General features: G+C 70.6%; 15 protein-coding genes. 5 read left to right on the top strand and 10 right to left on the bottom strand.

What is annotated here, in order from left to right:
- The first annotated feature begins 35 nt into the window (after window positions 1-35).
- Window positions 36-755 (top strand): nucleotidyltransferase family protein, encoded by a 720-nt coding sequence (locus ACZ4Z4_RS12580; protein WP_468326130.1) that lies wholly within the window; start codon window positions 36-38, stop codon window positions 753-755.
- Between the two features lie 92 nt (window positions 756-847).
- On the opposite strand, the gene ACZ4Z4_RS12575 is transcribed toward ACZ4Z4_RS12580, so the two are convergent.
- From ACZ4Z4_RS12575 to ACZ4Z4_RS12545, 7 genes are all read right to left on the bottom strand, one after another.
- Complete coding sequence (locus ACZ4Z4_RS12575) at window positions 848-2,521, bottom strand: DoxX family protein (RefSeq protein ID WP_468326127.1); 1,674 nt, start codon at window positions 2,519-2,521, stop codon at window positions 848-850.
- A gap of 117 nt (window positions 2,522-2,638) precedes the next feature.
- Window positions 2,639-3,583 (bottom strand): 23S rRNA (guanosine(2251)-2'-O)-methyltransferase RlmB, encoded by a 945-nt coding sequence (gene rlmB, locus ACZ4Z4_RS12570; protein ID WP_468326124.1) that lies wholly within the window; start codon window positions 3,581-3,583, stop codon window positions 2,639-2,641.
- Window positions 3,584-3,689: 106 nt separating this feature from the next.
- Complete coding sequence (cysS, locus tag ACZ4Z4_RS12565; RefSeq protein WP_468326121.1) at window positions 3,690-5,093, bottom strand: cysteine--tRNA ligase; 1,404 nt, start codon at window positions 5,091-5,093, stop codon at window positions 3,690-3,692.
- A 78-nt stretch (window positions 5,094-5,171) separates the two neighbouring features.
- A complete protein-coding gene (locus tag ACZ4Z4_RS12560; protein ID WP_468326118.1) occupies window positions 5,172-5,576 on the bottom strand; it encodes a PPOX class F420-dependent oxidoreductase in 405 nt (134 codons plus the stop codon).
- A 76-nt stretch (window positions 5,577-5,652) separates the two neighbouring features.
- Window positions 5,653-6,156 carry a 2-C-methyl-D-erythritol 2,4-cyclodiphosphate synthase gene (gene ispF / locus ACZ4Z4_RS12555; RefSeq protein WP_468326116.1) on the bottom strand — a complete coding sequence of 168 codons (504 nt, stop codon included), beginning with the start codon at window positions 6,154-6,156 and terminating at the stop codon, window positions 5,653-5,655.
- Window positions 6,146-6,877: a 2-C-methyl-D-erythritol 4-phosphate cytidylyltransferase gene (gene ispD, locus ACZ4Z4_RS12550; RefSeq protein WP_468326113.1), complete on the bottom strand. Its 732-nt coding sequence runs from the start codon at window positions 6,875-6,877 to the stop codon at window positions 6,146-6,148. Before ispD ends, ispF begins: the two co-directional genes overlap by 11 nt.
- A gap of 313 nt (window positions 6,878-7,190) precedes the next feature.
- A complete protein-coding gene (locus ACZ4Z4_RS12545) occupies window positions 7,191-7,673 on the bottom strand; it encodes a CarD family transcriptional regulator (protein ID WP_003953493.1) in 483 nt (160 codons plus the stop codon).
- Window positions 7,674-8,331: 658 nt separating this feature from the next.
- Between ACZ4Z4_RS12545 and ACZ4Z4_RS12540 the strand changes: the two genes are divergently transcribed.
- Window positions 8,332-9,081 (top strand): copper chaperone PCu(A)C domain-containing protein, encoded by a 750-nt coding sequence (locus tag ACZ4Z4_RS12540; protein ID WP_468326110.1) that lies wholly within the window; start codon window positions 8,332-8,334, stop codon window positions 9,079-9,081.
- A 102-nt stretch (window positions 9,082-9,183) separates the two neighbouring features.
- On the opposite strand, the gene phoP is transcribed toward ACZ4Z4_RS12540, so the two are convergent.
- Together phoP and phoR are read right to left on the bottom strand one after the other, a co-directional pair.
- A complete protein-coding gene (gene phoP, locus ACZ4Z4_RS12535) occupies window positions 9,184-9,864 on the bottom strand; it encodes a two-component system response regulator PhoP (protein ID WP_030362171.1) in 681 nt (226 codons plus the stop codon).
- A complete protein-coding gene (phoR, locus tag ACZ4Z4_RS12530; RefSeq protein ID WP_468326107.1) occupies window positions 9,861-11,171 on the bottom strand; it encodes a two-component system sensor histidine kinase PhoR in 1,311 nt (436 codons plus the stop codon). Before phoR ends, phoP begins: the two co-directional genes overlap by 4 nt.
- A gap of 273 nt (window positions 11,172-11,444) precedes the next feature.
- Between phoR and phoU the strand changes: the two genes are divergently transcribed.
- The 3 genes from phoU (at window position 11,445) to ACZ4Z4_RS12515 (ending at window position 13,326) form a co-directional block, all read left to right on the top strand.
- A complete protein-coding gene (phoU, locus tag ACZ4Z4_RS12525) occupies window positions 11,445-12,128 on the top strand; it encodes a phosphate signaling complex protein PhoU (RefSeq protein ID WP_468326105.1) in 684 nt (227 codons plus the stop codon).
- Between the two features lie 584 nt (window positions 12,129-12,712).
- Window positions 12,713-12,934, top strand: coding sequence for a hypothetical protein (locus tag ACZ4Z4_RS12520; protein WP_404751455.1), 222 nt, complete (start codon window positions 12,713-12,715; stop codon window positions 12,932-12,934).
- Window positions 12,935-12,975: 41 nt separating this feature from the next.
- Window positions 12,976-13,326, top strand: coding sequence for a hypothetical protein (locus ACZ4Z4_RS12515; RefSeq protein WP_468326102.1), 351 nt, complete (start codon window positions 12,976-12,978; stop codon window positions 13,324-13,326).
- Window positions 13,327-13,415: 89 nt separating this feature from the next.
- On the opposite strand, the gene ACZ4Z4_RS12510 is transcribed toward ACZ4Z4_RS12515, so the two are convergent.
- A complete protein-coding gene (locus ACZ4Z4_RS12510; RefSeq protein WP_468326099.1) occupies window positions 13,416-14,177 on the bottom strand; it encodes a phosphoglyceromutase in 762 nt (253 codons plus the stop codon).
- Between the last annotated feature and the right edge of the window lie 119 nt (window positions 14,178-14,296).

Here is a 14,296-nt window from a genome sequence, read left to right as displayed (position 1 = left end):
GTGGGCGCCGCGCGGCGCCGCGTAGGGTTTCCAGCATGACCACGCTGAAGCCCACGCAGGCTGTCGTCCTGGCCGGAGGCCAGGGCTCCAGGCTCCGCCCGTACACCGACGACCGGCCCAAGCCGATGGTCGAGATCCCCGGCACGGGGACCCCGATCATCGGCCATCAGCTTGCCTGGCTGGCCGAGGAGGGTGTGACGGACGCCGTAGTCTCCTGCGGGCACCTCGCGGAGGTCCTCCAGGAGTGGCTGGACTCCGCCGACCTCCCGCTGAACGTCAGCACGGTCGTCGAGAAGGAGCCGCTGGGCCGGGGCGGCGGCCTCAAGTACGCCGCCCGGCACCTGCCGCACGCGGACCAGCCCTGGTACGCGACGAACGGCGACATCTGGACCCGCTTCTCACTGCGCGACATGGCGGCCTTCCACGCCGAGCGCGACGCCACCGCGACCCTCGCCCTGGCCCGCCCCCGCATCCCGTGGGGCGCCGTCGAGACGGACGCGTTCGGCCACATCACGGACTTCATCGAGGCCCCGCCGTCCCCGTACCTCATCAACGCGGGCGTGTACGTCTTCTCCGCCTCGTTCACCGCGCTCCTGCCGGACCTCGGCGACCACGAGCGCACCACGTTCCCGCGGCTGGCCCGCGAGAAGCGCCTGGCGGGCTTCCCGCTGCCGCAGGGCGCCTACTGGCGCGCGATCGACACCGCGAAGGACCTCACCGAGGCCGCCAAGGAACTGGCCGCCAAGAGCCGTTGACCGTACGTCCGTACGTACGCCGACGGGCCCCGCACAGCGTGTGTGCGGGGCCCGTCGGCGTATCGGAGCGGGAGAGGGAGCAACGCAGGTACTCAGCGGCCGAGTACGCCGCCCAGCAGCCCGCCGGGCTTCTCCTCCGCGCCACCGCTCGTGCCGCCGGAGGTACCCGTACCGCTCGGACTGCCGCCGGTGCCGCCGCTGGACGACGGGCCCGCGCTCGTGGCCGACGGCTGCTGCGGCGCCGACTGCTGCGGCGGGGCCTGCCCCGCCGTGCTGTTGCCCTGCGGCTGGCTGGGCTGTCCCCCGCCCGTGGTGCCGCCCGTGCCGGTCTCCTGGGTGGTCGTGCCCGGCGCCGTGGCGCCCTGCGTGGGGGTCGCGGAGCTGCCGCGCGTCGGCGTCCCCGTCGCGGCGGTCGGGGACTGCGACTGGCGCTCCTTGCGCTTCTTCGCGGGGTCCTGGGGCAGCGGGGAGCCCGGCAGTTCGTTGCGCGGCGCCTCGCCGGGGCCCGGCACGGTCACCCGGTCCGCGTCGCGCACCGCACTGCCCAGCATCGACCCGATGAGCAGCGTCACGCCGACCACGACCGCACCGATCAGACCGCCGCGCCGCAGCACGCGCCGCCGCAGGTCCCAGATGTCGACGCGCGGGCCGAGCGTGCGCCACGCCTCGCCCGCGAGCCGCCCGTCGATGGAGTAGACGGGTGCGCCCGCGATGATCAGCGGCGACCAGGCGGCGAGGTAGATGATGTCGGGCGCGTCGTAGGCGGGCACGGTCTTCCAGCTGACGGTGACGATGAGCGCCGCCGAGAGCAGCACGCCGATCGAGGCGGCGACCCGCTGCCAGAGTCCGAGCACGGTCAGGACGCCGACGACGACCTGGAGGAAGGCGATGCAGAGCCCGGCGCCCACCGGGTGCTGGAGGGCGAAGTCGCGCAGTGGCTCGGCGAGCGCCCAGGGGTGCAGCGAGTTGAGCCACTTGACCATGGAGCCGCGTTCGCCGCCGTCGAAGTAGACGGGGTCGCAGAGCTTGCCCATGCCGGCGTAGATGGAGATGAAGCCGAGGAAGACGCGCAGCGGGAGCAGGACGACGCCGAGGTTCATCCGGCGGCCGGGGTAGTAGGCGTGCCGGACGGGGTCGGAGCCGTGTCTGCGGACCCGCTCCTCGCCCTCGCCACCGTCGTCGTACGCCTCGTCATAGGCGTCGTCGTAGGCGTCGGCGGCGTCTTCCGCGTATCGGCCCTGCTCGTCGAGCCGCTCGTCGTAGTCGCTGCCGGACGGCCGCGTCCGCGGCAGCATCCGGGTCCCGGACTCGGGGACGCGCGGCCCGATGACGGCGGGCGTCTCGACGGTCTCGGGGCCTTCGTCGATGTCGACGCGCGGGATGACCTGCGTGGCGCCGCCCTCGTCGTAGGGGCCTGTCTCTTCGGCCGAACGGAGCATGCCGCCGCCACGCACGGCCTGCAACAGTCTGATCGCGCCGGTGTCGTCCGGGTCGGACTTCCCGCTCCAGACGACGGGCGCGCGGCGCTTGGCGGCCGCCGCGGCGGCGGGGATGCGCACCGTCTCGTCGGACGTGCCCAAGTGCCGTGAGATACGAGGGGATTGAGTGCGCCCAGCGGCGGGAAGCTGCACGCGGAAACTCGCGTGATTGACGATGACCTGCGCCGGGTCGCTCGGCACCTTCACCATGCTCAGCGCGGGAGCATCGTCGAAACCTGACGAGCTTCCCCCTGTGGGAGTGCGGGGTGTTCTGGTGTCCACACTCATCTAACCGAGTGATGTGTGTTTAGGACACTGCCTTGACCACGGGGAAATGTCCGGACCGCGTCAAGAGACTCCCGTCAAGGGATCACACGGCCCGGACATCTGTACGCCCGGGAACACCTACGCGCGACGCCGCGCGGCCTCGTAGAGCACGACACCGGCGGCGACACCCGCGTTCAGCGACTCCGCCCCACCCGGCATCGGGATCCGCACCCGGAAGTCGCACGTTTCGCCGACGAGGCGTGAGAGGCCCTTGCCCTCGCTGCCGACCACGATGACGACGGGGCCGTCGAGCGCGTCCAGGTCACCGATCTCGTGCTCGCCGTCCGCCGCGAGGCCGACGATGGCGACGCCCGCCTTCTTGTACGCCTCCAGGGCGCGCGTCAGGTTCGTGCAGCGGGCGACCGGCGTGCGCGCGGCCGTGCCGGCGGAGGTCTTCCACGCGCCGGCCGTCATGCCGGCGGCCCGGCGCTCGGGCACGACGACTCCGTGGCCGCCGAACGCGGTCACCGAGCGGACGATCGCGCCGAGGTTGCGCGGGTCCGTCACGCCGTCGAGCGCGACGATCAGCGGGTCCTCGCCCTGGTCGAACGCGGCGGCGACGAGGTCCTCCGGGTGCGCGTACTCGTACGGCGGGACCTGGAGCACGAGGCCCTGGTGGTTGAGGCCGTTCGTCATGCGGTCGAGCTCGGGGCGCGGCGCCTCCATGAGGTGGATGCCGCCGCGCTCGGCCGCGAGCTGGAGCGCCTCGCGGACCCGCTCGTCGTTGTCGATGAACTGCTGGACGTAGAGCGTGGAGGCGGGCACGCCGTCGCGCAGCGCCTCGAAGACGGGGTTGCGCCCGACGACCATCTCGGAGGTCCCCTTGCCGCCGCGCCCCTTGGGGGTGCCGCGGCGGCCCGCGGCCTTCTTGGCCTTGGCGGTGGCGATGCGGTTCTTCACATGCCCCTTGCGCGCCTCGGCGGGCGGCGTCGGCCCCTTGCCCTCCAGGCCGCGGCGCCGATTGCCGCCGCTGCCGACCTGCGCGCCCTTCTTGCCGGACATGCGGCGGTTGTTAGCGGCCATGACCTACCTGTCTGTCGTGATGCGTGTGCGCGTACGTGCGTACGCGCAGAGGTGTACGTCTATGAAGTGTGCCGCCCGGAAGGCCGGGCGGCACATCAGCGGGCCCCTAGCGCGGGCCGAGCGTCCAGCGGGGGCCTGCCGGGCCGTCCTCGATGACGAGGCCCGACTGGTTGAGCTGGTCGCGGATGGCGTCGGCGGTGCCCCAGTCCTTGCGGCCGCGGGCCGCCTCGCGCTGGTCGAGGACGAGACGGACGAGGGTGTCGACCACGCCGTGCAGGTCCTCTCCGTGGTCCTGCTCCCCGCCCGCCCAGTGCGGGTCGAGCGGGTCGAGGCCGAGGACGCCGAGCATGGCCCGCACCTCGGCGAGGCGCGCCACGGCGGCTTCCTTGTCGTCGGCGGCGAGGGCGCTGTTGCCCTGCCGGACCGTGGTGTGCACGATGGCGAGCGCCTGCGGGACGCCCATGTCGTCGTCCATGGCCTCGGCGAACGCGGGCGGCACCTGGGCGGCGGGCTCGACGGTGTCGCCGGCCTTCTCCACCACGCGCTGCACGAAGCCCTCGATGCGGGCGAAGGCCGACTCGGCCTCGCGCAGGGCCTCCGGGCTGTACTCGATCATCGAGCGGTAGTGCGGGGTGCCGAGGTAGTAGCGCAGCACGATCGGGCGCCACTGCTTGACCATCTCGCTGACGAGCACCGAGTTGCCGAGCGACTTGGACATCTTCTCGCCGCTCATGGTGACCCAGCCGTTGTGCACCCAGTAGCGCGCGAAGGTGTCACCGAAGGCCTTGGCCTGCGCGATCTCGTTCTCGTGGTGCGGGAAGATCAGGTCGATGCCGCCGCCGTGGATGTCGAACTCGCGGCCCAGGTACTTGTGGGCCATCGCCGAGCACTCCAGGTGCCAGCCGGGCCGGCCGCGCCCCCAGGGCGTCTCCCAGCTCGGCTCGCCTTCCTTGGCGGCCTTCCACATGGCGAAGTCACGCGGGTCGCGCTTCCCGGTCTCGCCCTCGCTCTCGGGCTGGAGCAGGTTGTCGAGCTCCTGGTTGGAGAGCTCCAGGTAGCCCGGGAAGGACCGCACGTCGAAGTAGACGTTGCCGTCGGCCTCGTAGGCGTGGCCGCGCTCGATGAGGCCGCGCATCATCTCGACCATCTCGGTGATGTGGCCGGTGGCGCGCGGCTCGTAGGTGGGCGGCAGGCAGCCGAGCGCGTCGTAACCGCTGTTGAAGGCGCGCTCGTTCTCGTACCCGATGGCCCACCAGGGGCGGCCCTGCTCCGCGGACTTCCGGATGATCTTGTCGTCGATGTCGGTCACGTTGCGCACGAACGTCACGTCGTAGCCGCGGTAGGCGAACCAGCGGCGCATGATGTCGAAGTTCAGGCCGGACCTGATGTGCCCGATGTGCGGTGCAGCCTGGACCGTGGCACCACAGAGGTAGATCGAGACGCAGCCGTCGTTGAGCGGGCTGAAGTCACGGATCTGCCGGGCGCTGGTGTCGTACAGGCGAATCGTCACCACTCCAGGGTAGTGGGCGTGGGACAGTGCCCCACGCCCCCTCACGCCACAGGGAACGCAACTGTGACGTGAGACCCCTCAAAGTCGCCCGACGACCTTGCGCGGCGTGATCCGCACGACCACGCGCTCCGCGTCGTCCTTCGACGCCGGATTGAAGTCCGCGTAGTCCTTGCCCGTGTACTTCCTGGACAGCTCGTCGATGAGCTCCTGGCCGCCCTCGGTCGTCAGCTCGGCCGTGCCGCGGATCTCCGCGTACGTGTAGGGGGCGTCGAACGGCTGCACCACCACCGTCACGCGCGGGTCGCGGCGCAGGTTCCTCTCCTTCTGGCGGCCCACGGTCGTCGAGAAGAGCACGTCGTCACCGTCGCGCTTCACCCAGACCGGCGACAGCTGAGGGCTGCCGTCGGGCTGGATGGTGGCGACGGTGATGAAGACGGGGGTGTCGAGCAGCTGCTTGAGGTCGTCGGACATCGCGGCGGACATGGCCTCACTCCTTCGTGGACGGCTGGCCGTACGGATCATCGTCGGTACGAGCCATACACCTACCCCGATACCGGCCTCAGTGCGACGTGCGTACCACCAACGCGGTGGCCACCGCCGCGAGGCCGTCGCCGCGGCCGGGGAAGCCGAGGCCGTCGGTGGTGGCGCCGGAGACCGAGACGGGGGCGCCGACCGCTTCGGAGAGGACCTTCTGCGCCTCGTCCCTGCGCTTGCCGATCTTCGGGCGCGGGCCGATGACCTGGACGGCGACGTTGCCGACGGTGAAGCCGGCGTCCCGGACGATGCGGGCGGCCTCGGCGAGCAGGGTCAGGCCCGCGGCGCCGGACCACTCGGGGCGTCCGGTGCCGAAGTGCGCGCCGAGGTCGCCGAGACCCGCCGCGGAGAACAGCGCGTTGCAGGCGGCGTGGGCGACGACGTCGGCGTCGGAGTGCCCGGCGAGTCCGGGTCCCTCGTCGTCCCACTTCAGGCCGGCGCACCACAGCTCGCGGCCCTCTTCGAAGGCGTGGATGTCGGTGCCGATGCCGACCAGGGGGAGCACCGGCGCGGGCGTCTCAGAAGCCATCGTTGGCCCTCCGGCGGGCGAGGACGGCCTCGGCGAGCACCAGGTCGAGGGGGCGCGTCACCTTGAACGCCTCCTCGTGGCCGGGCACCACGACGACGGGCAGGCCGAGCTGCTCGACCATGCTGGCGTCGTCCGTGACGTTGTCGGTGACGGTCTCGTGCGCGCGCACGAGCGTGGCGCGGTCGAAGCCCTGCGGCGTCTGCACGGCGCGCAGCCTGGCCCGCTCGGGCGTCGCCACGACGGGCTCGGGCTGTCCGGGCTCCGCCGCGGGCTCGACCTGCTTGACGGTGTCGGCCAGGGGCAGCGCGGGGACGACGGCGGGCGCTCCGTCGCGTACGGCCTCGATGACGCCGTCGACCGTGTCGACGGGCACCAGCGGGCGGGCCGCGTCGTGCACGAGCACGATGTCGAAACCGTCCGGCAGCGCGTCAAGACCGGCCCGCACGGACTCCTGGCGGCTCTCTCCGCCGGGCACGACGAGGAAGTCGGTGCGCTCGGGGAGCGCGTGGTCGTCGAGGAGCGTCTTGACCTCGGGGGCACCGTCCGGCGGCGCCACCACGACGACGAGGGAGACGGCACGGGATTCCGCCATGGCGCGCACGGCGTGGATGAGCATCGGTGTGCCGTTCAGCGCGCGAAGCGCTTTGGGGGCGCCAGGGCCGAGGCGCACGCCCCGCCCAGCCGCGGGAATGACCACCGCGGTACGGGATTCGCTAGACATCGGTTCCGTTCAGGTTTGTGTGCTCGGCCGACGTGGGTATGGCCTCACCGTGCCGGGGTGGCATCTTGACCGGACCCTTCCGTGACATCTGGTCGAGCCAGCTGCCGAGTCCAGCACGCCAACACGGTTCCCCGGGGGCCGCTCTCACATGTGCCAGGGTGCGAATGATGTGCCAGGGTGCGAAGAATATGCGGGTACGAACATGCCGCAGCGCCCGGCGACTCCTGTGAAGGGTCAGCGGGCACCGCGGCATTGCTGCGCCTGGTCGACGCGGGACTGCCGAGGTCTTGTCGAATACCTCGGACCGTCCGCGTCAGGACGCGAGGACCTCGTCCAGCAGGGCCTCGGCCTTGTCCTCGTTCGTGTTCTCCGCGAGGGCGAGCTCGCTCACCAGGATCTGACGGGCCTTGGCGAGCATGCGCTTCTCGCCGGCCGACAGTCCACGCTCGCGCTCCCGACGCCACAGGTCACGGACGACTTCCGCGACCTTGATGACATCGCCGGAGGCGAGCTTCTCGAGATTTGCCTTGTAGCGGCGCGACCAGTTCGTGGGCTCTTCGGCGTACGGCGCGCGCAGTACTTCGAAGACCCGGTCGAGGCCGTCCTGCCCGACCACATCACGCACGCCGACGAACTCCGCATTGTCCGCTGGCACACGCACCGTCAGGTCGCCCTGGGCGACCTTCAGCACCAAGTAGGTCTTGTCCACGCCTTTGATCTGGCGAGTTTCGATGGCCTCGATCAGCGCGGCCCCGTGATGGGGATAGACCACGGTGTCGCCAACCTTGAACGTCATGTGACAGGTACCCCTTCCGTGGCTATCCATCCTAACACGAGAATCGCCTCTTCTGAATGGCGTTTTCGCAGGTCAGGGCATATCTCGGGGCTTGACAACAGCAACAGGAACGTGCTGCGGAGGGGCATCGGAACGGGGTATTCGCAGGTCGGAGCGGCTCTTCGGGGAGCCGGAAACGCACCCGTTACGCGCCCCCCGGGGGCGCTCGGAGCGGCTGAACGTCCCGGTTTGCGCGGTTCCAAGCGGTGAACTTCCGATACTCCGTTCGGATGCCGGAGAGATGTGCTCCACACCGTCGGAGCCGTTTCCGAATTGATCAAGCCGAACATGATCGAGCGGTTGATCGAGCGGTTGATCCACCGGTTGATGCAGCAGGTGATCAATTCTGCGGTCCTCTCGCATTCCTTACCGGAAATCCACAGAGCGTGACGCCGGAGTCTCTTGGTGACGCTTTTACGAAAGGGGCCCACGGGAGCGATGTGACAGCCGGCTGCGGAGCGGGCGGCCGTCGGGTGGACTGTCGGGTGAGCCAAGGGGCGGGTCGGGTGCGGTGGCGCGGGAACGGCTCGGTAACCTAAGCGCGCTGACACACCCTTAGGACGGCTTTACGGCCGCCCGCCCGTCCCGTACCGCCCACGTTCAAGGAGTTGCCGCCGCCGTGAGCCGCAGCCTTCGACGCGGCGCCCTCGCCGCCACCGCCATCGCGTTCTCCCTCGCCTCGCTCTCCGCGTGCGCGGCGGGCAACAACGCACAGACGATGGAGATCAAGCCGGACAACGCCGCGACCACCGTCGGCGACATCAAGATCCAGAACGCCATGGTCATCACGCAGCCCGACCAGAAGTCCACGGGTCCGGCCGCGGTCGCCGCGACGATCTTCAACGCCGGCGACAAGCCCCAGACCCTGGAGTCCGTCACGGTCGAAGGCGCCGACAAGAAGGCCAAGCTGACGCCCGGCAAGGACGACAAGGACTCCAAGCCGAACGGCCCGCTGACCATCCCGGCCGGCGGCTCCCTCGTCATCGGCGGCAAGGACAACGCCTCGGCGGTCCTGTCCGGCGGCGACGCCGTCAAGAACGGCAACGCGCAGCCGATCACGTTCTCCTTCAGCAGGACCGGCGACGTGAAGATGGAAGCGTTCGTCGTGCCGGCCGAGAGCTACTTCAGCAAGTGGGGCCCGAGCGCCCTGCCGCAGGCGCCCGGCGGCAAGCCGTCGAAGCCCGCGAAGTCCGGCGAGCCCGGCCAGTCCGGCAAGCCCGGCGAGTCCGCTTCCGGGGAGGCCACGGACCCGTCCGGCAGCCCCTCCGACGACGCGGCCGGCCACGCGGCGGACGACGCGAACACCGAGCCGACGGGGTCGGCCTCGCACAGCGCGGACGCGGGCACGGGTACCGGCACCGAGCACTGAGCGACGTACGAGAGCAGGACGAGAAGGGCGGGATCCCACCGGGGCCCCGCCCTTCTCCGTATTCAGCGTGCTGCGTTCACCGTGCTGCGTTCACCGTGCTGTTTACGGCTCGAACTTGTAGCCGAGCCCCCGCACCGTGACCAGGTACCGGGGCGCCCCCGGGTCCGGCTCGATCTTGGCGCGCAGCCGCTTCACGTGGACGTCGAGCGTCTTGGTGTCGCCCACGTAGTCGGCGCCCCAGACGCGGTCGATGAGCTGCATGCGGGTCAGGACGCGGCCCGCGTTGCGCAGCAGCATCTCCAGGAGGTCGAACTCCTTCAGGGGCAGGTCGACCTTGGAGCCGGAGACCGTGACCACGTGGCGGTCGACGTCCATCCGCACCGGGCCGGCCTCCAGGGCCTGCGGGGCGACCTCCTCGGGCTCGCCGCGGCGGCGCAGCACCGCGCGGATGCGGGCGACCAGTTCGCGCGAGGAGAAGGGCTTGGTGACGTAGTCATCGGCTCCTATCTCCAGCCCGACGACCTTGTCGATCTCGCTGTCCTTGGCGGTGACCATGATCACCGGGACGTTGGAGCGGCTGCGCAGCTGGCGGCAGACCTCGGTGCCGGGCAGGCCGGGCAGCATCAGGTCGAGCAGGACGAGGTCGGCGCCGTTGCGCTCGAATTCGTCGAGTCCGTCCGGGCCGGTTGCCGCGATGGCGACTTCGAAGCCCTCCTTACGGAGCATGTAGGACAGGGCGTCGCTGAAGGATTCCTCGTCCTCGACGACGAGCACTCGGGTCACGGAAGGACCTCCGGGGCAGGAATGGGTTCGTACGTGGTGGTCCCGGCGGTCGCGGCGCTCGCGGCGCTTGCGTCGGGTGATGCGGTTGCGGTCTCGCCGTCGAGTCCGCCGCCGTGACCGGATCCGCGGTCGCCTCGACCGGGGCCGCGATCGCGGTGTGCGGCCGCCTCGGGCAGCCGCAGGGTGAAGGTGGAGCCCTGACCCTCGGAGCTCCACACGGTGACCTCCCCGCCGTGCGAGGCGGCCACGTGTTTGACGATGGCGAGACCGAGGCCGGTGCCGCCGGTGGCCCGGGAGCGGGCCGGGTCGACGCGGTAGAAGCGCTCGAAGATGCGCTCCTTGTCCTTGTCGGAGATGCCGATGCCCTGGTCGGTGACCGCGACCTCGATGAGGTCCCCGCCGGGTGCGGTGACCCGGCGGGCGGCGATGCCGACGCGGGTGCGGGCCGGGCTGTAGTTCACGGCGTTCTCGACGAGGTTGCCGAGGGCCGCGGCGAGCTGTCCGCGGTTGCCCCAGATCTGGAGCTCGGCGGTGCCTCCGGCGGCCATGGTGATCTGCTTGTGCGAGGCCTGGTGGCGGCTGCGGTCGATCGCCTCCGCCACCAGCTCGTCGACGCGGACGGGCTCGGCGTCCTCCAGCGGATCGTCGTTCTGTACGCGGGAGAGGTCGATGAGCTCCTGCACGAGGTTGGTGAGCCGGGTCGCCTCGATCTGCATGCGGCCGGCGAACCGCTCGACGGCCTCCGGGTCGTCGGAGGCGTCCATGACGGCTTCCGAGAGCAGGGAGAGGGCGCCCACCGGCGTCTTCAGCTCGTGACTGACGTTCGCCACGAAGTCGCGTCGTACGGCTTCGATGCGGCGGGCCTCGGTGAGGTCCTCCACGAGGAGCAGGACGAGGCGGGAGCCGAGCGGGGCCACGCGCGCGGAGACGGCCAGGGCCTCGCCGCGGCCGGTGCCGCGCCGCGGCAGGTCCAGCTCGACCTGGCGTATCTCCCCGTCGCGGCGGGTGTCGCGGGCCATCTGGAGCATGGGCTCGACGGCGAGCTTCCCGCCGCGCACGAGACCCAGCGCGTACGCCGCCGAGCTGGCCTTGACCACGCTGTCGGCCTCGTCGAGGACGACCGCGGAGGAGCGCAGCACGGAGAGCACCGTGTCGACGCCGGGTGGCAGCACGGGATCGGTGTGCAGGGAGGTCCGGGTGGGGCGTTTCTGGTCGCGCTCGCTCCATCGGAACGCCAGCATGGCGATGACACCGGTGCACACCCCGGCGATCGCTGCCGCTGCGGCGACCGCCGCGTTCACGTCCATGCGTCCAGGTTATGCGCCGAGTAAGCGCCGGTCACAGCCGTACGGGTGCGGGCTCGAACAGTCGTCGCTCAGAGTTCACCGTGGGGACCGCACCGGTTCACTTCCTCCGAGCGGGCCGGGCGGCGCCGGTCGTGCGGTGCCGCCCGTCGTCGCCCATAGTTCACCTTGATGACGGTGGTGGTTCATTTGAGGTGCCGGAAACGGACGCGTCCGGCCCGCACCGTGGGAGCGTAGGGGCCAGCCCCCTGGCACGTACTAGAGAGGGACAGCCACATGCGGGACGCGTACCACGAGGAACTTGACTCGATCGGCGACAGCCTCGTCGAGATGGCCCGCCTCGTCGGGTCAGCGATCGGGCGCGCCACGACGGCCATGCTCGACGCCGACCTGAAGATGGCCGAGAGCGTGATCGCGGCCGACCAGAAGGTCGACGATCTGCAACACGACCTGGAGGCGCGCGCGATAGCCCTGCTGGCGCGCCAGCAGCCGGTCGCCACGGATCTGCGCATCGTGGTCACCTCGCTGCGCATGAGCGCCGACCTGGAGCGCTCGGGCGACCTCGCCCAGCACGTCGCGAAGCTCGCGAGGCTCCGCTTCCCCGACTCTGCGGTGCCGCGGGACCTGCACGCCACGATCCTGGAGATGGGCCAGCTCGCGCAGCGCCTGATGGCGAAGGCGGCGGAGGTCATCATCACCAAGGACGTCGACCTGGCGCTCCAGCTGGAGCAGGACGACGACGAGATGGACCAGCTCCACCGCACGCTCTTCCAGCACCTGATGGACGACCGCTGGAAGCACGGCATCGAGACGGCGGTCGACGTGACGCTCCTCGGCCGCTACTACGAGCGCTTCGCGGACCACGCGGTGTCGGTGGCGAAGCGGGTCGTGTACCTGGTCACGGGCGAACACGCGGACGAGATACAGACGACGGGGCCGGCGCAGGTGGAGGGCGCGTAACCCTCCTGATGGAGGCGTAACCCTCCCCGCTCCCCGCGCGAAGCCACATCGCGAGGACGCATGACGGTGCCCCGCCCGCGGCCGCTGCCGGCTGCGCGCGGGGCACCGTCACGTACGACCCGGCGGTGGTCAGCCGCAACCGCCACCGCACTGGCAGCTGCCACCCGACTGACAGCCACAGCTGCAACCGGGGCCGCAGCCGCAGGACTTCAACAGACAGACCGACTGCTCGGGAACGGATTCGCGCGTAGGGGACTCGGCCATGGTCTCCTCCTCGAAGGCGTACCGGCGTACTGCCTGCTGCCATTGCATGCCCACAAGACCGGGGCGCGTCAACGGCGCACACGCGCGTGGCGGTTGCCCCGCACTCCCCGGACCGGCGCGCCTCTGCCCGACCGTGCGTCCCGCGCGCCCGCCGAGCCGACGCCCATGAGTCCCCCTCGAACCCCCCTGGAGCTCCGAGCCGATTCGGCCTTGGTTCAGTGCTTTGCTGCCAACTCCGCGTGACCGGGCAGCCACAGCGCGGGAGTTCGGGTTACACAGGAACGTCCGGGTCTTTGGCTCCTGACGGGAGGGGTGGCCAAGTGGTGCTGTCGATCGACCTCGCGGTTCTGCTGGCTGTCGTCATCGTCGTGCTCCTCCGCAGACGAGTCGCACCCCGCACCAAGACGGACACGTTCCTGACCATGTCCGTGGTCCTGGTCTTCGGCATCCTGGTGGCCCCGACGGACTTCGGCCAGGGCATCCAGAGCGTGGTCACGGATCTGGCCCAGGGCATCTCGGACACGAGCACGTCCGGCCCGTGAGCGCACAGACCACGCCCGGAGGGCCCGAGTAGGTTGACGGCATGTCTTCCGTACTCGTCATTGGTTACGACCCGCAGGCCATACCCGGCGTCGACGCCGCGGGCCTCCGCGCGGCGCTGGACAAGGAGCTCACCCGGTTCGAGGAGCACGGCATCGAAGCCGCCATGACGCTGGTCGTGTTCGGCGACTCGGCCGAGCCCACACTGGTCGCCTCACTGACCGAGCGCCCATGGGACGTGGTGGTGGTCGGCGCCGGAATCCGCAAGACGGAGCAGCTGCTCCCCCTCTTCGAACAGATCATGAACCTGATCCACCGCCATGCACCCCAGGCCGCCATCGCGTTCAACGCCAACGGCGGAGACAGCGTCGAGGCGGCGACACGCCGGCTCTAGGGGGGGCGGCCGCCCCCCGTCAGAGCCGCCAGCAGCCCCCGGCCGTGGGTGATGAAGCACCGGCCAGGGGCTATCTGTGTGGAGCGGGGCTACTTCTTCTTGCCCTGGTTCTTGACCGCCTCGATCGCTGCCTTAGCCGCGTCCGGGTCCAGGTACGTGCCGCCCGGGTTCAAGGGCTTGAACTCGGCGTCGAGTTCGTAGGAGAGGGGGATGCCCGTGGGGATGTTCAGGCCCGCGATGTCGGCGTCCGAGATGCCGTCCAGGTGCTTGACCAGGGCGCGGAGGCTGTTGCCGTGGGCTGCGACGAGGACCGTGCGGCCGGTCAGGAGGTCGGGGACGATGCCGTCGAACCAGTACGGGAGCATGCGGACGACGACGTCCTTGAGGCACTCCGTCCGGGGGCGCAGCTCCGGGGGGAGCGTGGCGTAGCGCGGGTCGGAGAACTGGGAGTACTCCGCGTCGCGGTCGAGCGGCGGGGGCGGGGTGTCGTACGAGCGGCGCCACAGCATGAACTGCTCCTCGCCGAACTCGGCGAGCGTCTGGGCCTTGTCCTTGCCCTGGAGGGCGCCGTAGTGGCGCTCGTTCAGGCGCCAGCTGCGGTGGACCGGGATCCAGTGGCGGTCAGCCGCTTCGAGGGCGAGCTGCGCGGTGCGGATCGCTCGCTTCTGGAGCGACGTGTGGACCACGTCGGGGAGCAGGCCGGCGTCCTTGAGCAGCTCACCGCCGCGGACCGCCTCCTTCTCGCCCTTCTCGTTGAGGTTGACGTCCACCCAGCCGGTGAACAGGTTCTTCGCGTTCCATTCGCTCTCGCCGTGGCGGAGGAGGATCAGCTTGTACGGTGCGTCGGCCATGCCTCTGAGCGTAATCGAACTCCAGGGGGCCCCGCGCGCCTGCCGGGCGGGGCGCCAGTTGACGGTTGCCGTCAATTGAGTGGCGGGTCGAGGGGCGCGGCTCGTAATGTTTGCCTGCC

It is taken from the genome of Streptomyces sp. NPDC030245 (assembly GCF_055572995.1).
This window is presented reverse-complemented; position numbering and strand designations above follow the sequence as displayed.